At 64.8% G+C, this 20,438-nt stretch carries 16 protein-coding genes; 8 read left to right on the plus strand and 8 right to left on the minus strand.

Features of this window, described 5'->3' with window-relative positions; translation table 11 throughout:
• The first annotated feature begins 187 nt into the window (after positions 1-187).
• Positions 188-3,445 carry an autotransporter outer membrane beta-barrel domain-containing protein gene (locus BMW89_RS38520; protein ID WP_244547774.1) on the plus strand — a complete coding sequence of 1,086 codons (3,258 nt, stop codon included), beginning with the start codon at positions 188-190 and terminating at the stop codon, positions 3,443-3,445.
• A gap of 6 nt (positions 3,446-3,451) precedes the next feature.
• On the opposite strand, the gene BMW89_RS35805 is transcribed toward BMW89_RS38520, so the two are convergent.
• On the minus strand, positions 3,452-4,528 hold the full coding sequence (locus tag BMW89_RS35805) for a M48 family metallopeptidase (RefSeq protein WP_092035041.1): 1,077 nt from the start codon (positions 4,526-4,528) through the stop codon (positions 3,452-3,454).
• A 28-nt stretch (positions 4,529-4,556) separates the two neighbouring features.
• Entirely contained in the window at positions 4,557-5,018 is a 462-nt protein-coding gene (locus tag BMW89_RS35810) for a DUF2846 domain-containing protein (RefSeq protein WP_092035042.1), read from the minus strand.
• 208 nt (positions 5,019-5,226) lie between these two features.
• On the opposite strand from BMW89_RS35810, the gene BMW89_RS35815 reads away from it, so the two are divergent.
• Positions 5,227-6,546, plus strand: coding sequence for an aminotransferase class V-fold PLP-dependent enzyme (locus BMW89_RS35815; RefSeq protein WP_092035043.1), 1,320 nt, complete (start codon positions 5,227-5,229; stop codon positions 6,544-6,546).
• A 37-nt stretch (positions 6,547-6,583) separates the two neighbouring features.
• Here BMW89_RS35815 and BMW89_RS35820 read toward each other — a convergent pair whose 3' ends face one another.
• The gene (locus BMW89_RS35820; protein WP_092035044.1) at positions 6,584-7,894 is read right to left on the minus strand and encodes an MFS transporter; all 1,311 of its coding nucleotides are present in this window, start codon (positions 7,892-7,894) and stop codon (positions 6,584-6,586) included.
• Between the two features lie 86 nt (positions 7,895-7,980).
• Here BMW89_RS35820 and BMW89_RS35825 point away from each other — a divergent pair, with 86 nt between their 5' ends.
• Positions 7,981-8,577: a TetR/AcrR family transcriptional regulator gene (locus tag BMW89_RS35825; RefSeq protein ID WP_092035045.1), complete on the plus strand. Its 597-nt coding sequence runs from the start codon at positions 7,981-7,983 to the stop codon at positions 8,575-8,577.
• Positions 8,578-8,630: 53 nt separating this feature from the next.
• Here BMW89_RS35825 and BMW89_RS35830 read toward each other — a convergent pair whose 3' ends face one another.
• From BMW89_RS35830 to BMW89_RS35845, 4 genes are all read right to left on the minus strand, one after another.
• Positions 8,631-8,981, minus strand: coding sequence for a type II toxin-antitoxin system RelE/ParE family toxin (locus BMW89_RS35830; RefSeq protein ID WP_092035046.1), 351 nt, complete (start codon positions 8,979-8,981; stop codon positions 8,631-8,633).
• 6 nt (positions 8,982-8,987) lie between these two features.
• Positions 8,988-9,275, minus strand: a complete 288-nt coding sequence (locus BMW89_RS35835; RefSeq protein WP_092035047.1) for a type II toxin-antitoxin system ParD family antitoxin — start codon at positions 9,273-9,275, stop codon at positions 8,988-8,990.
• 260 nt (positions 9,276-9,535) lie between these two features.
• The gene (locus tag BMW89_RS35840; protein WP_092035048.1) at positions 9,536-10,558 is read right to left on the minus strand and encodes an LLM class flavin-dependent oxidoreductase; all 1,023 of its coding nucleotides are present in this window, start codon (positions 10,556-10,558) and stop codon (positions 9,536-9,538) included.
• 300 nt (positions 10,559-10,858) lie between these two features.
• Positions 10,859-11,236, minus strand: a complete 378-nt coding sequence (locus BMW89_RS35845; protein ID WP_244547776.1) for a Rid family hydrolase — start codon at positions 11,234-11,236, stop codon at positions 10,859-10,861.
• A gap of 174 nt (positions 11,237-11,410) precedes the next feature.
• On the opposite strand from BMW89_RS35845, the gene BMW89_RS35850 reads away from it, so the two are divergent.
• Entirely contained in the window at positions 11,411-11,998 is a 588-nt protein-coding gene (locus BMW89_RS35850; RefSeq protein ID WP_092035050.1) for an NAD(P)H-dependent oxidoreductase, read from the plus strand.
• Between the two features lie 240 nt (positions 11,999-12,238).
• Here the strand turns inward: BMW89_RS35850 and BMW89_RS35855 are convergent, their stop codons facing one another.
• Positions 12,239-16,177, minus strand: a complete 3,939-nt coding sequence (locus tag BMW89_RS35855) for an ATP-binding protein (RefSeq protein WP_244547777.1) — start codon at positions 16,175-16,177, stop codon at positions 12,239-12,241.
• A 55-nt stretch (positions 16,178-16,232) separates the two neighbouring features.
• Here BMW89_RS35855 and BMW89_RS35860 point away from each other — a divergent pair, with 55 nt between their 5' ends.
• From BMW89_RS35860 to BMW89_RS37625, 4 genes are all read left to right on the plus strand, one after another.
• Positions 16,233-17,609: a beta strand repeat-containing protein gene (locus tag BMW89_RS35860; RefSeq protein ID WP_244547778.1), complete on the plus strand. Its 1,377-nt coding sequence runs from the start codon at positions 16,233-16,235 to the stop codon at positions 17,607-17,609.
• 19 nt (positions 17,610-17,628) lie between these two features.
• A complete protein-coding gene (locus BMW89_RS35865) occupies positions 17,629-18,183 on the plus strand; it encodes a hypothetical protein (RefSeq protein WP_244547779.1) in 555 nt (184 codons plus the stop codon).
• Between the two features lie 473 nt (positions 18,184-18,656).
• Positions 18,657-19,847, plus strand: a complete 1,191-nt coding sequence (locus BMW89_RS35875) for a hypothetical protein (protein ID WP_092035053.1) — start codon at positions 18,657-18,659, stop codon at positions 19,845-19,847.
• Entirely contained in the window at positions 19,844-20,416 is a 573-nt protein-coding gene (locus BMW89_RS37625) for a tail fiber domain-containing protein (RefSeq protein WP_143062886.1), read from the plus strand. The genes BMW89_RS35875 and BMW89_RS37625 overlap by 4 nt, the downstream gene beginning before the upstream one ends.
• Positions 20,417-20,438: the final 22 nt, after the last annotated feature.

The raw sequence follows: 20,438 nt of genomic DNA on the forward strand, positions 1-20,438 counted from the left end.
CGCGATGCTTAAGAACTTTTTCAGAACGACACCATGACTTTGGGAGTAGCCGGGCGCAGATATCAACCACCCCGATTGCAGGGCACCCATCCGGTCGGATTCCGGCCGCAAAATCAAACAGGTGCGACGCATCGTCCCAGTCTCCTGCTGGAGACGTTCAAGCTCGCGCCGGCAGGCCGGACAAACAATGCAGCAGCAGATTCAACACTCGCGCCCGAGCCTCGGGCGCGCCCGTCTGGTCGCCATGGTTTTCGCCGGCGTTCTGTTCGCCGGCATCACCGGTCATTCCGGCAGCGCGCTGGCCGCGTGCACCGTATCGGGAGCGGCCACGTTCGGGCCGAATACCGTCACCTGCGACACCACGGTGACACTTCCCACGTTGAACATCGACGCGGTTACGACGCCGTCGACTGACTATCACCAGCAGTTCACCACTGGTGGAACCGTGACCGGCACGGTCAACGCCGGCCAGGTGGTCAGCGGAGAGGGGCTTTGGGTCGCGACGAGCGAGTCCGGAGCTGACCTCTCGTTCACCAACAATGGTTCGGCGACGGGGGCGAGCGACGGCCTTCATCTCACGGCCAGCGGCGGAAACGTCTTCTATTCGGGCAATGGCAGTGCCAGCGGCAGTGCCACAGGTACTGCGGGCCTCTTCGTTGAAACAAGTGGAAGCGGCACCATCGCTGTCGGCACGAGTGGCACGCCTGTCACGGCGAGCTTTTCCGGCGCCTCCGGCCTTCTCACTCAGTCGGGCTCCGGCGCGGTCAACGTCTTCCTGAACGGCGGCAGCTTGACGGCGATGGACACGGTTGGCGCCGGCTTGTCCATGCTGGGCAGCGGAAACCTCTCTGCCGCGCTGACCGGCACCACGACGGTCACGAATGCCAGCGGTGCTCCCAATGCCACGGTCGGCATCAAGGCTGCGTCGTTTGGCGGTGCCATCGACATCAGTTCGAATGCCAATATCGGCGGCGCTGGCGCAGCGTTCGGAGTCGGCATTCAAGGGGCCGGGACCGGCGCCGGGACGATCAGCCTGTCCCAGACCGGCGGGGCGATTTTCGCCGAGACGGGCGGCGTATTTGCATCAAGCACCGGCGCCGGCTCAGTCTCGATCAATACCAGCGCAGGCAGTTCCATCACCTTGTCCCGCGGCAGCGGTGTCTGGGCCTATGCTGGCGGCGCCGGCGCAGCCAGCATCACGACCGCAGGCACGATCAGCGGAGCGCTGGTCGGCGTCGATGCGAACATCAACAACGTCGCCAACACAAGCGACGTCACGGTCGCCGTGAACGGCAATGTCACCGCCACCTCGATCGGCATCAGGGCCTGGACCACGGGAACCGGAAATCTGGATATCTCGGTCGGCGCCGGCACCACGGTCCAGGGCACCACCGGTTTCGGCGCGCAGCTCCAGGGCCACGCCGTCATTACGGTCACCAATAACGGCGCGATCGTTGGCCTTACCGGCCTCGCGACGACGGGCGGCAGCACCACAATCACCAATACCGGCAGCATTGCCGGCACCGGCGGCACAGCGGTGAACCTCGGCGGCGCCAACAACCTCTTCATCATGAGCGGAGCGGCCGCCGCGCTGACCGGCCGGGCCGTCGGCAGCGGCACCGACACGTTCCGCTTTGCAGGCACGGGCAGCAACAGCTTCGACGCCAGCCAGATCGGTGCGGGCTGGGCGCTCGTCGACAAGGCCGGCGCGTCCATCTGGACGCTCACGGGCACGTCGACCTTCGCCGGGCCGGTCACAGTCAACGGCGGCACGCTGGCGGTGAACGGCGATCTCTCCGCAGCCGGCAGCCTCACGGTGAATGCCGGCGGCACGCTCGGCGGCAACGGCACCCTCGGTGCCGTCGTCGTCAATGGCGGCACGCTGGCGCCGGGCAATTCGATCGGCACGCTCACCACAGCGAGCCTGACCATGACCGCGGCCTCGACCTATCTGGTGCAGGTGTCGGGCGCGACCTCCGACAAGACCCTCGTCACCGGCATCGCCAACATTGGCGGCAAGGTGGTGGTGGATCCGCTGACGCGGCTGTCGGCGACGACGACCTATACGATCATGACGGCAGGCACGGTGAGCGGCACCTTCTCCGGTGCGGAATTCCTCACCGCGACCAGCTTTGCCCGCAACGCGCGGCTCGCCTATGTCGGCAACGACGTGCTGCTGACGCTCGATCCCGGCTCGCTGTCGTCCTCGCTGCCGGGCAACGCCAACATCAACCAGCGGAACGTCGCCGCGGGCATCGACAACGGACTGCTTGGCGGAGGCGCGCTGCCGGCCGGCTTCAACGCGCTGTTCGCGCTGTCGGGCACCCCGCTGCTCAATGCGCTGACGCAGGCCTCGGGCGAGACCGCGACCGGCACGCAGCAGACCACCTTCAATGCCATGAACATGTTCATGGGCCTCTTGACCGACCCGTTCGTGGCCGGCCGCGACGATCCGCGCTCGTCCTCCGTTGCTACGACGGGTTACGCCGCTGACGACAGCGACGCACTCGCTTTTGCCGATCGCAAGCGCACGGGCGCCGAGCGCGACGCCTATGCCGCGATCTCTCGCAAGGCGCCGCAGGCGCAGGGCTTTGAAGCGCGCTGGAGCGTGTGGACTGCTGGCTTCGGCGGTTCGCAGACCACCGATGGTAACGGTGCGCTCGGCTCCAACACCGTCACCAGCCGGATCGCAGGCGCTGTGGCCGGAGCCGATTACTGGTTCTCGCCCTCCACCGTGGCGGGCTTTGCGCTTGCCGGCGGCGGCACCAATTTCTCGGTGGCGAACGGCGGCACCGGCCGCTCCGACCTGTTCCAGGCGGGCGCCTTCGTGCGGCACAATGTTGGTCCGGCCTATGTCACCGGCGCGCTCGCCTATGGCTGGCAGGACATCACCACCGACCGCAATGTCACCATCGCCGGCACCGATCATCTCCAGGCGCGTTTCAGCGCGAATGCGTATTCCGGCCGGCTCGAAGGCGGCTACCGTTTTGTCGCGCCGTGGATCGTCGGCGTCGGCGTCACACCTTATGCGGCTGCCCAGTTCACGACGTTCGATCTGCCCGCCTATACGGAGCAGGTCATCACCGGCAACAACACCTTCGCTCTCGGCTACGCCTCCAAAAACGTCACCGACACGCGCAGCGAGCTCGGCCTGCGCACCGACAAGTCCTTCGCCGTGACCGATGGCATCGCCACGCTGCGCGGCCGCCTCGCCTGGGCGCATGATTTCAATCCCGACCGCGCGATCGGCGCGACCTTCCAGGCGCTGCCCGGCTCCAGCTTCGTCGTCAACGGCGCGGCGCAGGCCGCAGACGCCGCGCTCGTCACGGCGTCGGTGGAAAAGACATGGTGGAACGGCTGGTCTGCCTCAGGGACGTTTGAAGGCGAGTTCTCGAACGTGACGCGCAGCTACGCCGGCAAGGGCGTGGTGAAGTACCAGTGGTGACGCAGCTCACCTGCCGACGGTAACCCAGGCCTGTGCCTTCTTCCGCCATTCCTCGTCAAAGCGGGCGGCGATGTCCTTTGCCGCATCCGGCGAGAGAAGCCGGTCGATGGCTGATGCCTTGACCTCGTCGATATCAGGGACGCCGGCATATCCGAGATTGGCCAGCCGCTTGGCAAATGGCGGATGCGTCGCGTCCGCATCGTGCTCGCGGGTCAGACCGGCGAGCGCGGCTGCGGCCATCGGCTCCGGCGACCTGATGTCCCCAAGCTGCCTGAAGACACGCTCGAACGGCGGGCGTGGCGCATTGATGGCGCCCAGCATCTCTTTCTCGAGAGGGGCGAATACGAGATCGGTGAGACGGGTTCCGCACGCCTCCGTCAGCACCAGGGCGCGTGCCATCTCAGCGCGTCCAACCTGCTCGGCCGCGCCGAGATCGGCGTAAAGCTCGTTCTCCCGCGACAACGCGCGATATTCCTTATCGAGCCATTCGAGCATGGAATGGAGCACGGCCCTCGCGATGCGTCCGGTGATGGTCCAGTCCGGATTGGCGTAGAAGAGCACGTTCTCGGACGCTGCAATGAAATCCGCGAGGTTGATGCTTCCCGAGGTGTGCCGAAGCCGGGCATGGGCCACCTCATGGGCGATGATCGCGCGAAGCGCAGGCTCATCCAGGATGATCAGCAATGGCAGGCCGACGGTCATCGTGACGTGCCGCCCGAACAGCCCGGCATACCGGCTGACCTCGCCGATCGAGGCGTTGAAATCGGTGTTGATCAGCAAGCTGCGGTTCGACCGGACAAAGCCTGGATCAATCTCCTTCCACGCCGCCCAGAGCCCCGGGGCGGTCTCCTCGTTCACCTCAAAAGTCCGGTGCTTTCGCGTGGGCAGAAACAGAAGTCCGATCGCGAGCGCCATTGCGGCCGTGAAAATGGCGAACACGATCGGAGCCGTCGCCAGCGTCGTGATCGTGTAGCGATCGAGGGACGCCAGCCAGACGGCCAGGATCGCGCAGGCCAGCGCCACAACCGGAAGAACGGCGTAGCGGCCGAGACGCAGGATGATTTTCAGAACAAGGCGTCTCATCCGCGCTTTAGCAGCGGAATGATTCCAATCACGCCTTGCCGCATGAGCCGCTGCTCTGATGCAGGCTCGAGACGTCGGCGCGGCCCTGGCCTTCGGTCACCTGGATCAGCGTGATCGCGCCGGGCGTCAGGATTCCCATCTGCGGCTGGGCGGAGAGGTAGGTCGTGGTGCCGGCGCGCAGATCGACGCTGACCTTCTCGCTGCCCTGTCCGAACAGATTGCTGCTCAGCGGCAGATTGTTGACGGCGACCTCGTGACGGCCCGGAGGCAGATCGCACGACAAGAACCCCGCGGCCTGACTGCCGCCAATCACGCGCCCATCGAGGGCGTAGTTGGGCATGACCGCAAATCCCAGGGCCGACGAGCGATAGACCACCAGGCGCGCCGTATTCGACTTGACGCTATCAGTCAGTGCCGTGCTGCCCATTGGCCCCGATGCGCAGCCCGCAAGCAACGCGGCTACGACAACGACCCCCACACCCAAACGCATTCTCGCGCCCCACAATTCCAACTGTCCCCGCGGGCATCATTGGCCGGGGTGGTAGCTGAAGTCAATCTCGACCGCAGGTCGTGCAACGGCAGATCGGCTCAGGCGTCGAAGTCGCCGCCGAAGCATCGCCGATCATCGATCTGTCATCGCTCCGTCATTCGCGCTCTATTGATCGCTGCTCCTTATCCCACGCATCGTGGAGACTGATATGCACCTGACTGAGACACTATCGTCCGACCGCCGGTCGATCCTGAAGGGCCTCGCGGCCGCAGCCGTCGCGTCGCTGGCGTCGCCGGCCATGGCGGCCGAGGGCCTGCCGCCGCAACCGATTGGCCCCGCGGCCGCAATCGCCACCGACAACGCCTATTGGGCGGCCGTGAAGGGGCTCTATGCGGTGACGCCTGACATCGTCAATCTGGAGAACGGCTTTTGGGGCATCATGGCCGAGCCGGTGCGGCGTGAGTTCATCCGCCAGTCCGACATGGTCAACTTCCAGAATTCCTACTACGCGCGGCAGCGCGCGGGGGCGGATTTCGACGCCGTGCGCGCCAAGGTGGCGCAGGCGGTTGGCGCGGCGCCCGAAGAGATTGCGCTCACGCGTGGTGCGACCGAGGCGTTGCAGCTGCTGATCAGCGGCTACAACAGGCTGAAGCCCGGCGACAGCGTGCTCTACGCCGACCTCGATTACGATTCGATGCAGTATGCGATGAACGCGCTGAAGGGCCGCCGTGGCGTCGACGTCGTCAAGTTCGATATCCCGGAGCCGGCCACCCGTCAGGGCGTGCTCGACGCCTATGCCCGCGCCCTGGAGGCCAACCCGAAGACCAGGCTGCTGCTCCTCACCCATGTCAGCCATCGCACCGGCCTCGTCATGCCGGTCGCCGAGATCGCCCGCATGGCCAGGGCCAAGGGCATCGACACCATCCTCGACGCCGCCCATTCCTGGGGGCAGATGGAGTTCAGCGTGGGGGAGCTCGGCGTCGATTTCGTCGGCTTCAACCTGCACAAATGGATCGGTGCGCCGGTTGGCGTGGGCTTCCTCTACATCAAAAAGGACCGTCTCGCCGACATCGACCGCGACATGGGCGACGAGGATTTTTTGGAGACCGACATCCGCTCGCGTGTGCACACCGGCACGGCCAATTTTGCGACAGTGCTGGCGGTGCCGGCTGCGGTGGCGCTGCATCAGCAGATCGGCGCGTCGGCGAAGCAGGCCCGCCTGCGGTATCTGCGCGACTATTGGGTCAGCCGCGTGCGTGGCTTCAGGGACATCGAGATCCTGACGCCGGATGAGCCCGGTTCGTATGGGGCGCTCACGTCGTTCCGCCTCACCGGCAAAACCAGCAAGGCCGACAACGACGCCACCGTGGCGAAGCTCAGGGACGGCTACAAGATCCTGACGGTGCGCCGCGCGGGCGTCGCCAGGGGCCAATGCATCCGCGTGACGCCGGCGCTCTACACCGATGAGTCCGATCTCGATCGCTTCGTCGAGGCGCTCGCCGTCATCACGGGCACGAAGGCGGGGTGAGCCGCGCGCCGGCAGCGCGCGACATCGATGCATCCCCTCACGCCGCAGCGAGTGCGGGCTGCACGGGCCGCCGGCCGATCATCAGCGACAGCAGGGCTGCGACGAGGCCCGTTGCGCCTGCGATCATGAAGGCTTGCCGATAGTCGCCCTGTGACGAGCGCATGAAGCCGGCGAAGAAGGCGGCGCAGGCCGCTCCCAACTGATGGCCGGCGACGACCCATCCGAAGATCAGCGGCGCGTTCTTGTCACCGAACGTCTCGTTGGCGATGCGCACGGTCGGCGGCACGGTCGCGATCCAGTCGAGCCCGTAGAACGCGGCGAAGACCGTCAGGCTGACCAGGGAGAAATCCGAGTAGGGCAGATAGATCAGCGACAGCCCGCGCAGGCCGTAATAGAAGAACAAGAGCTTGCGCGGGTCGAAACGGTCGGTGAGCCAGCCCGACAGCGTGGTGCCGAACAGGTCGAAGAATCCCATCAATGCGAGCAGGCTCGCGGCCTGGACTTCGAAAATGCCGTGGTCGCCGCAGAACGCGATCAGATGGGTACCGACGAGGCCGTTGGTGGTGAAGCCGCAGATGAAGAAGGTCGCGAACAGGAACCAGAAGGTCGGCGTCTTCGCCGCGCGGACGAGGTTGCCGATCGCCGCGACGAACGGATTGCCCTGTGCAGGGCTTGCGGGCTGATCCTCATGCGCGCTGCCGTAGGAGCGCAGGCCGATCGACGCCGGCCGCTCCGGCACCAGAAAATACACCAGCGGAATCAGGGCCGCGCAGCACGCGGCGACCGTCAGCACCACCGGCTTCCAGCCGCCCCATTCGACCAGCGCTGCGAGGCCCGGCATGAAGATGAGCGTGCCGGTGGCCGTGCTCGCCGTCAAAAGTCCCATGACGAGACCGCGATTGCTGGTGAACCAGCGGTTGACGATGGTGGCGCCGAGCACGTTGGCGACGGCGCCCGAGCCGATGCCGGAGAGCAGCCCCCAGCTCATGAACAATTGCCACGGCGCGGTCATGAAATAGCTCGCAGCCGTCGAGACCGACATCAGCGCCAGCGCGCCCAGCACGGTGCGGCGGATGCCGAAGCGCTGCATCACGGCTGCGGCGAACGGGCCTGCGAGGCCATAGAGGAAGATGCCGACCGCAGCCGAGGACGAGACCAGGCTGACGTCCCAGCCGAACGCCTTTTGCAGGGGCAACATCAGCACGCCCGGCGTCGAGCGCAGGCCCGCGGACGCCAGCAGCGCCAGGAAGATCACGGCGACGACCACGAAGGCGTAGCTCTGGCCGAACGGCCGCTTGGAGACGGAGGCGGATTGAACGGAGGCAGATTGAATAAAGGGTTCGGGCATGTTACTTACCGGTACGTATTGCGATGCGGCATTAGTACGTACCGGTCAGTAACATTGTCAAGCCCATCTGGAAGGCATCGGAGCCGATGAGGAAAAAAGTCCAAACGTCCGCGCAGGTGCCCCTCCGGGCCGCCGACCGGATTCGCGCCTCCGCAAGCGAGCTGTTCTACCGCGAGGGCATCCGCGCCGTCGGCGTCGACGAGGTGGTGGACCGGGCCGGTGTGACCAAGCCGAGCCTCTATCGCAGCTTCGCCTCCAAGGACGATCTCGCCGCCGCCTATTTGCGTGATTACGATGTGAGCTTCTGGGAGAATTTCGAGCACCCCGGCGGCAAAACCTACAGCAACGCGCGCGACCATGTGCTCGCCTATATCAGCCAGCTGTCGGCGCGCGCTGTCGCTAAGGGCTATCGCGGCTGCGGGCTGAGCAACGCCGCGGTGGAATATCCGGCACGCGACAATCCGGCGCGCCAGGTCGCCGAAGCGCACAAGAAAGTGTTTCGCAAGCGCCTGCGCGAACTCGCAGCCGGCATGGGGGCGCGTCACCCGAACGTGCTGGGTGACGCTTTGCTGCTGCTGATCGAAGGCGTCTACGTCACCGGCCAGCAGTCGGAGGACGGCCCCGCGCAGTCGGCGCTGGCGGCGGCGAAGCTGCTGATTGAGGCGAGTGTGAAGGCGGGGTGAGGGGAGCATCCTGTCTGCGAAAATGCGGGCCCGTAGCTCGGCTGGGGAGGAGACTATGCGCCGCTCTCGTCGGTCGGAATGTGACGTCGAAAGTCCATCCTGTCATGGAGGATGCGCACGATTTCGATCGTGCTCTCCGGCGCGACGCGATACATGAGGAAGTGGCTTCCGCGCCGACCGCGTCGTGCAACGTGGAGGGTACGAAGACCCGGCGCGATCTCGTCTCGGGCTTTGGAGCCTGCAACCTCAGGGCCCTTGGCGAGCTCGCCAATCGCTTGAATCAGCACGTCCCGATAGATGCGCGCTTGTCGCGATCCGAAATTCTCAGTCGTCCATTTCAAGATATTCGCAAAATCGACTTCCGCGGCGGCGCCGAGGCGGACGCGCCATTGTTGCCGGGCCATGCGGCTTTATTCGGCTGTTCCGGAAATGACCTTCTCCGAGAGGTCAGTCAGATAGGTCTGCAGGTCCTCGATCGTCCCGAATTCCTTGAATTCGCCTTGCTCCAATGACCCAACGCCAAGGCGAGCCGCGGCGCGTAGCGCCTTGAGCTTGCCGGCATCCTCGGCTTCGCGTTGCTCGACCAGCCGCAGTCCTTCCCGCATTACCTCGCTGGCATTCTGATAGCGCCCGGACTCGACGAGGGTTTCAATGAATTCCTGTTGGCGTTTCGTCAGCACAACGTTTCTCGTCGGCATCGTCGTCCTCGCTGTTCGAGCCCTTATGGCATAATCTGCCACAAGGGGCTTGTCGCTTCAACCTCGTGCGCGGGCCGACGAAGTCGATCTGATCCTCGCGGTCGCGAGATCGGCGCGATGAACGCAGCGGACGACCAGGACGCGCGGCTGGCGAAGGATCTTGGCCGATATGCGAGCCACCCGCGTTTAGCGGTGTGGCTCGAGAAGATCAGGGGTCGGCAAGAGCTGGTCTGACTTGCGCAGCGAACAGGCCGATTGCCTCACCGCCACCCCAGCGCCGGTGCGACGTGCTTCAAGATCGCCTCGATCGCATGCGCGCAGTAATCGACGCCGAGCTGGTTCGGAATCGTTAGCAGCAGCGTATCCGCCTCCGCAATGGCCTCGTCCTGCCGCAACTGCTCGATCAGTGCATCCGGCTCTGCCGCGTAGCTCCGCCCGAAGATCGCGCGCGTGCGCGGGTCGATGAAGCCGATCTGGTCTTCGCCGCCGCGCTCGCCGCCGAAATAGGCGCGGTCGCGATCGTCCATCAGCGCAAAAATGCTGCGGCTGACCGACACGCGGGGCTCGCGGCTGTGGCCGGCCTCTTTCCAGGCAGCACGATAGCTACGGATCTGGGCGGCCTGCTGCACGTGAAAAGCCTCGCCGGTCTCGTCGTTCTTCAGCGTCGAGCTCTGCAAATTCATGCCGTGCATCGCCGCCCACACCGCGGTCGCGTTCGAGCCGGCGCCCCACCAGATCCGTTCACGCAGGCCCGGGGCATGCGGCTCGAGCCGCAACAGTCCCGGCGGGTTCGGAAACATCGGCTGCGGATTGGGTTTTGCAAAACCTTCGCCGCGAAGCAGGTCGAGGAAGACCTCGGCGTGGCGCCGGCCCATGTCGGCATCGCTCTGGCCCTCGGCCGGGCTATAACCAAAATAGCGCCAGCCGTCGATCACCTGTTCGGGCGAGCCGCGGCTGATGCCGAGCTGGAGCCGTCCGCCGGCGATGAGATCGGCGCTGCTTGCGTCCTCCAGCATGTAGAGCGGGTTCTCGTAGCGCATGTCGATCACGGCCGTGCCGATTTCGATTGTGCCGGTTCTTGCGCCGACGGCGGCCAGCAGCGGGAAGGGCGAGGCCAGCTGCCGCGCGAAATGATGGACGCGAAAATAGGCGCCGTCCGCCCCCAACTGCTCAGCCGCAACGGCAAGCTCGATGGATTGCAGCAGCGTATCCGCGGCCGAGCGGGTCTGCGATTGCGACGAGGGTGTCCAATGCCCGAAGGACAGAAATCCGATTTTCTTCATGGGCAACATTTAATGATCGCCGGGACGGCGTCAACCGTCCGCGCTTGCGCACGATGCACTGGCGCGGGGGCAGGTCTCTGCGCGTGAACTCGCAGACCGAGCCGATGTCGCGCGCATCGCCGATCCCAAACAGGCATTTCGCCGGGCGCGCGTTTGCCGGCGCAGCGAAAGCGAGAGCTGCGAGGAGCGCCGTAAGGAACGGGCCCAATGCTCGTCGCATCACCAGCTCCGTTGCTCCGGCGGGGCCGGCGCATCTGCGGTCCCATTTCGTAGGGAAGCTCAATTTCAGCGTAACCATGGTCAGTCGTGGATGATCGCCATTGCTTCGATCTCGACCCGTGCGGAAGCTGGCGTGAGGGCGCTGACCTGAACGAGCGTGCTCGCGGGACGGATTTGATCGAAGGCCTCGGAATGAGCGCGGGCAACATGTTCGGTGTCGGCCAAGTCCAAAACGTACACCACCGTGCGAACGACGTGGTGCATTCCTGCGCCGGTCTTGGCCAGTGCGTCGGCTATGATCACCAGCGCGGCCTTGGCTTGGGTGTACGCATCGCCGCCGAGTTGCAGCGTGCGGGCCGTCGTACCCGACACAAAGACCTGGTTTCCGACGCGGACGGCTCGCGAGTATCCGTATCTGTCTTCGAAGTCGTACCCCGACGAGACGTTCTGTCTTGGCAAGCGAGTGCTCCTGCATGGTTCGGTGGGCGCTCGACATTCATAGCCGAGGCGATGCGGAAAGTCGTCAAGGGCGCACCCAGTTGCCTGCCGTTGACCTTGGAGTGCTCTTCGGTACGATCGTCCCATCAGGCTGCCGGCCTTTTGCGGTGGTCCGTCGGAGGTTTCTGGTCTTTCATGCGGTGTTTGGTCGTCACGGCACACCCGCTAGCGAACAGTCTCTGCCAGGCGCTTGCGGATGCGGCGACCAGCACGCTGAGTGAAGCCGAACACGAGTGTCGACGCGTCGATTTATATCGGTCCCAATTCTCCCCACTGCTCACGTCAGACGAACGAGCGAGCTACTACGGCAGGTTCGTCGCATCCGGGGTCACCAAAGAGATAGAGGACCTGCTCTGGGCCGAGGTCATCGTGTTGGTCTTTCCGACGTGGTGGTTTGGGCCCCCAGCTATTTTGAAAGGCTGGTTCGACAGGGTTTGGGCGCCCGGCATTGCGTATGACCACGCTGCCGATCTCGGCGCCATCCAGCCGCGCCTGCGTCGGCTCCAGAAAGTGGTCGCGATAACGACCTTGGGTTCTCCCTGGTGGGTGGACTGGCTCGTGCTCCGACAACCCGTCCGGCGCATTCTCAAAACGGCGATACTTCGTACCTGCGCGCCTCAGGCCTCCCTCACTTTCCTTTCATTCTACAAGTGTGAAAGGCTCTCGTCGCAGTCTTTCGATGCTGCGTTGGTCCGCGTCAAAGCGGCACTCAAGGCTCTATAGACACTTCAGCAAGCGGGACTTCTGCGGGGGCCGCCGAGCGGGTCTGCCTCGTGATCCCGTGAGGCCGAGCGGAACAGCCTGCGCGCGGGACGCGGTGTGAAGCTGGAGGATATCGATACGGAGTAGCGGGAGGGACCACTCCACGGCCTCCCGACAATGCCACTATGCGCCTGTCCTGCCCGAGGGGGCGAGAACGGCCGAGGGTCCAACTCTTCTTTCGGACCTCAGGCGGTGGAGTGCTCACTCTTCAGACATTTGGGCGAGGTGCGGCACCCGGTTCAATTCCGCTTCGGCCTGCTCCAGCCAGAAGCGCATGTCCATCGTCCGGTACATTGTCGTTGCGGCGATGAGCTGGCCACGGGCTTGATCCGGCCGGCCGGCGTGCAGATAAAGTTTTCCGAGGCCGTGATGGCAGCGCGCCAAGAGCGGGCGCAGGTCGAGTTCGGCGGCGAGCGCGAGCGCCTCGCGGTAGTGGGCTTCGGCCAGGTCCGGGGAGCTGTCGCCGCTGGAAGCGTCGCCCAGAATGCGCAGGGCGGCTGCCTCGCCGCTGCGCTGGCCGTTTTCACGGGCCAGCGTCAGCGCCCGCTCGGCAGATTTGAGAGCATCCGCCTGCCGGCCGGCGAGCAGGTACGCTTCCCCCAAAGGCGACAGGAACAGCGCCTGGGCAAATCGATGTCCCATTTTCTCGAAGGCTCCCAGCGCCTGCTCCATCAGTAGCAGGCCTTCGGTGCTTCGCCCCAGCAGCGAATATGCGTGACCGAGGCTTCCGGAATTGCCTGCGACGAGAAGTGGGAGATTCCACTCTTGTGCCACCGTCAGTCCGCGCTTCAGCACGACGACGGCGCGGCTCAGCTCTCCCCGTGATGTCAGCAGATCGGCAAAACACCAGCTGACGATGCCGAGGCTGTAGGGGTGATCGACCATCCCCGCGAGACGGATGCCTTCCTCGCCATGAGCGCTCCCGCGCTCGAACTTGCCTTGGTCGGTATAGATGCGGGTGAGAAAGGCGTGGGCGGTGACCGCCGGAAACCCGGCAAGGGAAAATTGCTGCAGACTCAGCTCGCCTTGGAGCAGCTCGAGCACGTTGAGATAGTGAGATTCGGCCTCTCCGTAATGCAGCGTCGAGAAGCAGGCCAACCCGAGAAACAGCGACGCCGAGACACGGAGCGAAAGATCGCCGAGCTGCTCTGCAAGAAGATGGGCATCCCGCCCGAACGTGACGGCGTCCTGTGGGCTGCCGCTCAGGCTGAGCGTCTGGCACATGTGAACGGAAGCGAGGCAAAGCCGCCGGGGATCGTCGAGATGTCTGGCCAGCGCTTCAGCCTCGCGAAGATAGCCGATGATGCGTGCGAACTGGCCGAGCGGAAAGAGTGAGTTCTTCAGGTCGAAGCGAAGATCGATCGCCTGTTCCATCGTTTCCCGGGTTTGAGGCGGCGTCTCGAGACCATGCAGCGCCTGCTCGAAGAAACTGGCCGCCTCGCGATTGGCCCAGCGCGCTTGCGCGAGCCGCCCCGCCTTGACCCAGTGGCCGTTCGCCTCGCGGGCACGTCCGGCCTCGGCGAAATGATGTGCGACGATCTCGGGCTGGCTTTCGGCCAGCTGCGGGAAGTTGTCGATCAGGCGGCTTCCGATATCCGCATGCAATTGCTGCCTGCGGCTCCTCAGCATCGTGACATAGGCGGCATCCTGCACCAGCGCGTGCTTGAAAGTGTAGCTCGCTTGCGGTGGCGAGCCGCGGCGGCTGACGAGGCCGGAGGCCGTCAGCCGTTCAAGCGCGGCGTCCAGGTCCACTGGAGGCAGCGCCGATATTGCGGCGATCAGCTCGTAGGAGAATTCCCGCCCGATGGCCGCGCCGATCGAGGCGACATCCTTCGCCGCGCCGAGCAGATCGAGGCGAGCTGCCAGCGAGGCCTGCAACGTCGCTGGAATGGCGAGCGACGTCCGCGCTCCCTCCCGCTCCTGCTCGAGCAACGTGCGGGTCAGTTCCTCGATGAACAGCGGTATGCCGTCGGTGCGCGACAGGATCTGCTCGACGAGGGTCTCTGGGAGTGGCGTGTCCCCGGCAACGCCATCGATGATACCGGCGCTGTCGCTGCGGCCAAGACGGCTGAGGGGCAGCAACGTCACATGCGGCTGGCCGATCCAGGACGGCTGGAATTCCGGCCGGAGCGTGACGAGCAGCAGCAGCGGCAGATTTGCGGCGCGGGCCGCCATCGCGTCGAGCAGCTCGAGCGATGTCGGGTCGATCCAGTGCGCGTCCTCGATCACGATCAGCCTGGGCACGTGTGCCGCCCCGGCCGAAAGCTGATTGAGGAGCGTGTTGAGGGTCTTCTCCCGCTTCTCCTGCGGGCTGATCGTCAAGGCCGGATAGCGTCCGTCCATGGGTACGCCGACAAGCTCGGCGAGGAGCGCGACGTCGAGCGGCAGATTTGTCGTTGCCGGCGCGAGCACGGCTTCCAGCCTGTCGATCCGTGTGCCCGCGCTGCTGCCCGACTCGAAATTTGCCGCTCGCTCAATCTGGGTGATGAACGGGTAGAGCGCGCTGTGCGTATGATGTGGAGAGCAATAATAGCGCAAGCGGCTGTGTTGCTCGTCCTCGAGCCTTGCCAGGACACTCTCGACGATCCGCGATTTGCCGATGCCGGGCTCGCCCGAGATCAGCACCACGCGACCCGCGCCGGACTTCGCCTGATGCCAGCGGCGCAGCAGCAGCTCGATCTCTTCCTGGCGGCCGACGAGGGCGGACAATGGATCGGCGCGCCGCGCATCGAAACGGCTGACGCCTACGGCCTCGCCAAGCACCCGCCACGCGGACACCGGCTGTGGCAAGCCCTTGACTTCGAGATCCGGAAGCGCGCGCGTGTCGAACAATTGCCCGAGCAGCCGCCGCGTGCCGGCTGCGATCGCGATCTCGCCCGGCGCGGCCGCGGTCTGCAACCGCGTCGCCAGGTCAGGCGTGTCGCCGATCGCAACATGCTGCCGCATATCGCCGGGCCCGGGTTTTTCGCCGATCACGACAAGGCCCGTTGCGATCCCTACGCTTGCCTGCAGCGTAGCGCCGGCCGGCGCACTCAAGGTCGGGACAGCATCGACAAGGGCAAGGCCGGCCCGCACGGCACGCTCGGAATCGTGCTCGCGGGCTGCGGGATAGCCAAAATAGATCAGGACACCATTGCCCTGGTGCTGAGCAACGAAACCGTGAAATTGCGCTGCAATACCAGCGGCCAGTTGATGGAAGGCGACGATCTGATCATGGACGTCCTCGGGGTCGCGGGCTGCGGACAGCGGCATCGCGCCGACGAGATGGCAAGCCATGATCGTCAGCTGGCGCTGCTGACGGCCGCCCGGCTGGAGCGATAGCGGTGGCGCATCGACGTCGAGTGCTGCGTCAGCTACGGCTTCGGTCTCCCGCTCGGTCTCACGTGGGGGTGCCGTGCCGGATGGTTTGGCGTTGCGGAGTTGCGTGGCGAGCGACTGGGTCACCGCGTCGGGCTCGGTGTTCAGTTCGCGCCTGAGCAGCGTGACCAGGTCCTGGTAGTGCTTGAGCGCTTCGGCCTTGCGCCCGGTGGCGGCGAGCGCCTGGACCATCAATCGATGGGCGTCCTCGCGCAGGCCATTCACCGCGATGGCGCGGTTGGCATTCCTGAGCGCGGATTCCGCATTTCCTGATTGCAACGCATGCTGGCCGTGCCTGACCATGGAATCGACCGCAAGGCCTGCCAGTCGCTCTCGCTGCTGGTCGCGCCATTCCGACCATGCGTCTTCCTCGATGTTCAAATCCGTCAGCAGCGGATTGCGATGGAGATCGGCAGCCGCAGCCAGCGATGCGCGGCTTCCCTCGACAATCAAGCTCTCGAAGCGGACCGCATCGCAGTCGATCACGCCCGGCGCGAGCCAGACGTCGTTGTCGTCGCTGAAAAGGGAGTCCTGGCCCAAAATCCGGCGTAGTCGCACAAGGCTCTGGCGCAAATTCTGCCGGGCTTGGGTCTCGAAATGCGAGCCCCAGAGCAGGTTCGCCAGCCTTTCTCGCGGCTGGGGGTGGGGCGCTGTGCAGGCCAGGTAGGCCAGCAATCCAGCGAGCTTCCTGGCGGGCAACGGGATCACGCCGTCGTTTGTGGTCAGTTCAAAGCGCCCGAACAGCGAAAGACCAAATCTCGGAAGCTGCACGCTGTCTCTCATTCCATTAACATGCACGGCACGGCAATTGTGGCCCTGGAAACACACCTTACACGCTTTGACGTCGTTTGAATGTCGCGCAAAGCAAGAGTCACGCTGCTGTCACGCTCGACTGACGCCGGCATTGACGGCGCTCGACCTACAAACCCTCCGCGACGCGCGCTCTCCTATGGCGAATTGGGGAGATGGTGGGGGACTAAACATGAATATTTCAGTCGTATTCCGGACGCGAGCAGCCGCTTTCCTTGCAATCGGGCTCATCGCCGCGATCGCGACCGGTGCGGACGCTCCGCAAGCCCGGGCCCAGTTCGTGTGCGTCGATACCGCTGCCTCCGCCCAAGGCGCGACGGCAACCGGATCGAACGGCAATTTCGCCTGCGGACCCAACGCCGATGCGACCGGCACAGGCGGAAACAACAACGCAATCGGGACCGGCGCCAACGCCAGCGGCAACATCAGCGGCAACCTCGCCGTCGGCCTCGGCGATGCGAGCGGGAACAGCAGCTCCAATACCGCAACCGGAAACAATACCAGCGCCAGCGGCAACAACAGCAGCAATACGGCCACCGGAGCAGGCGCCATTGCCTCCGGCAACGCCAGCCAGAATATCGCGACCGGCTTTATCGCCAGAGCCAATGGCGACGGAAGCAACAATATCGCCACAGGTAGTCTCGCGAATGCCGTCGGCGATAACAGCAGCAACATCGCGGCCGGGAGCCAAGCCAGCGCCGGCGGGAATAACAGCGCGAACGTCGCGACCGGTGGTCTCGCGAATGCGAGTGGCGTCGGCAGCGCCAACGTCGCCATGGGGCTCAACGCCAACGCGAGCGGAAACGGCACCTCCAATATTGCGGTGGGCAATAGCGCCAACGCCACCGGCGCGAATTCGTCCGCCTTAGGCAGCAGCGCGTCGGCGACCTTCGCGAACTCAACGGCGATCGGCCATGACGCCATCGCGACGCGCGCCAACCAGCAGGTCTTCGGCACCGCGACCAATACCTACACGATGGGCGGCATCACCTCGGCCGCGAGCACGGCCGCGCAGTCCGGACCGACGCAACTCGTCACTACGGACGCCGCCGGCAACCTCGCCTCCACGTCGCTGGCCGCGCTCGGGATCGCCAGCTCCGGCGAGATCGCGGGCATCAACAATCAGCTCGCCGGCATCAATGCGCGCCTGAATGAGCTCGACGGCAAGACCGGCAAGGCGATCAACGGTGTTGCGATGGCTTTTGCGATGTCCGGCTCGCCGTGGCTAATGCCGTCCGAGAAAATCGCGGTCACCGCGAACTGGGGCACGTTCCAGAACACCAATGCGCTCTCCATGAGCGCCGCGCTCCGCGTCAGCGAGCATGTGCAGGCCAGCGGCGGCCTGACCTATGGCACGAACGGCGGCGGGTTGGGCGGACGTGTCGGAATGCGTGTCGGCTGGTGAAGGCGGGCGCGGCCAGTCCATGCAATTGATCGCGCGTGCCTTGATTGCGCTGGCGCTGCTGCTGTCGTGCAGCAACGGCCCGGCGGACGCTCAACAGAAAACGCTTGCGCCGGCGGCCGTGCCTGCGCAGCCGTCGCTGCCTGTCACGCTGGAGCAGGCGCTCTATCTGATCCGTTCGACGCTGCTGACGCTCAACGATGCCAACCGCACCGGCAATTACACCGTGCTGCGCGATCTCGCCGCGCCCGATTTCCAGGCGCGCAATACCGCCGCCGATCTCGGGTTGAATTTTCTCGACCTGCGGCGCCGCAATTTCGATCTGTACGGTGCGGCATTGCTGCCGCCGCAATTCACCGAAGCGCCATCGCTCGACCCGCGCGGAATGCTGCGCCTTGCCGGTTACATTCCGACCCAGCCGCAGCAGATCAAGTTCGATCTCGTGTTTCAGATCGCCGCCGGACAATGGCGACTGTTCGGGATCGCTATCGCCACGCCCGAAGCCGCACCCCCGCAGCCGCAAGCCCAGGCGGCTGCCGCGAAACCGGTCGCGCCTGCGCAGAAGAAGTCACCATGAGGCACCAAACAGCCGCACCGGCGCAGCCGCGCGGCCAGCAGATTCGCAGCCGCGACCGTCATCGGCTGGAATTCTGGATTGCTCACCGACGGAACTCAAAAAGGAAATCAGGATCATGATGCTTCGAATAATGATCGCGGCGGCGTTGCTCGCTGCGACCACTGCAGGCCCGGCTGCGGCTTACAGGATGTCTCCGTCGATGGCCGACCCGGCAGTAAGGAAGAGCATACCCCCGGGGCCACCAATCAAGCCCGCCCCCCCGCCGAAGCCGCCTGCGCCTGCGAACGGCAAAAAGCCGTAACCACGCTCCCGCGTATCGAACAGCGAGGTCGCCGGGGCTCTGGCGGCCTCCCTTCGATCTGATCCATTCCGGCTGTAGCCCTTGTAAGCTCCCCATGCGCGCGCGCCCACACGTTCGAGAAGGATGGAAACACGCTCCATCACGACGCTCAGACGCGCTCCCGTCTTTGGCAGTGCTGGCGATCATTTGTGCGGCAGCGATCTCCTCCGCCGCGAACGCCGCGGAATCTGCGCATCCGAACTGGTCTCTGAGTGCCGATCAGGAGTTGCGCTATTCCAGCTGGAGCGGAACGAGAGGTTTTCCCGCCGGCGGCTCGACATCGCCAGGCGCCGGCGCGCAGCTCTATGCACCGCTGACGATGCAAGCGACCGGGCAGCCGCTTGAGAGCATGAAACTCGAGCTGCTGGCCAAGGGCGGCTCTGTCTGGTCGCGGCAATCAACGCCCGGATTGAGCGGTACGTTGGCGACCAAGACCGATACGGTCGTCTCGGGGACAGCAACCTATCTCGGCATTCCCGGCCTTCAGCCTTTCATCGCCATGAACCTGAACCTTCCCACCGGGACGACAGCGCTCTACGGCATCGCGGCAAATGCGCGGATGGATCCTGACATCGTCGATCTCGCAACGTTCGGCGAAGGATTGAACGTCGGCCCGACCGTCGGCGTCAACATCCCCATCTTGGATGCGCTGATCCTGACATTTGGCTCCGGCTACACCTGGCGCGGCGGGTATCGTATGGAGGCGCTGCTCGATCCCGCGAATCTGGAGCAGGCAACCACACTGGTGGGGCCAGGCCGGATCGCAACGCAGACTGCATCGCTCGGTTACCAGCAGACGAAGCTGACCCTGCTGGCTTCGGCGTCCTATGCCCACGAAACCACGACCTACCTCGATCACGTCGCATCCTATGTGCTCGGCGATCGCTACACATTGTCCGCAACGGCCGGATATTCATGGACGCAATCGTCGAGCACGACATTCACGGCGACATGGACGAATGCGGAGAAGAACAGGGTTCTCGATCCGGCTCTGATGGCCGTCATCCCCGAGTCGTTCCGCTCCAATAGCGCCGTGTATCGGTACCGCCTCGAGCAAAGCTTTGCGAGCGGCAACTGGACCGTGGCGCCGATGGTGAACTACATGCGGCGCGATCAAAATTCCTACAATCCGGTCACGCAGCAATTCATCCCGGCAAAGACACGCATCGGGACAGGGGGCTCCGCTCAGTACGCGATCAGCGAGGGGACGTCGTTGAAGGCGAGCGCGGAGCACTTCTGGATCAATGAGAACCACACTGAACTGACGCCGGACCTTCGCGTTCGCGGCTGGATCGCGATATTGGGCGGGAGCATGAAATTTTGACGCGACACACTATTGGATGGAACGGTCTTACTCTCGCCGCGGCATTCGTCACCGGCCTGTCGATGTCCGATCCGGCGCAGGCTCAAAGACGATGCCCCGAGGGCAGGACTGCCGGTGGCGCATGCGTCAATGGCGGGCTCGCGAGGTCAATGCGCCAGCGCGCGATCATTTTCACACAGCCGAAATTATCCTCCACCGGCGCGCCGGCGTCGCAGAGCCGGGGCGAGAGTCAGGACACGGGTACATCGAGATCGATCGAGCGGTCTTACAACACGAATGGACCGCCCCCTCCGCAACCGTTGCCCGCCGTAGTTGCCGCACCGTCACCACCACCACCGCCCGTGACGTCCGATCGGCGACTCAAGCGCGATATTCTCCGGGTCGGGTGTCTCGATAGCGGAATTTGCCTCTACCGATTTCGCTATCTTTGGGACGATAATTTCTATGTCGGCGTGATGGCCCAGGAGGTCGAGCGGATCGCCCCGGATGCCGTGCTGCAAGGCGCGGATGGCTACCTTCGTGTCCGCTACGACCTGCTCGGACTGCGGTTTCGCAAATGGGGCGAATGAACTTCCGGGAGGAACTCACGCG

The sequence above is a fragment of the Bradyrhizobium sp. OK095 genome, assembly GCF_900109945.1.
GTDB lineage: Bacteria > Pseudomonadota > Alphaproteobacteria > Rhizobiales > Xanthobacteraceae > Bradyrhizobium.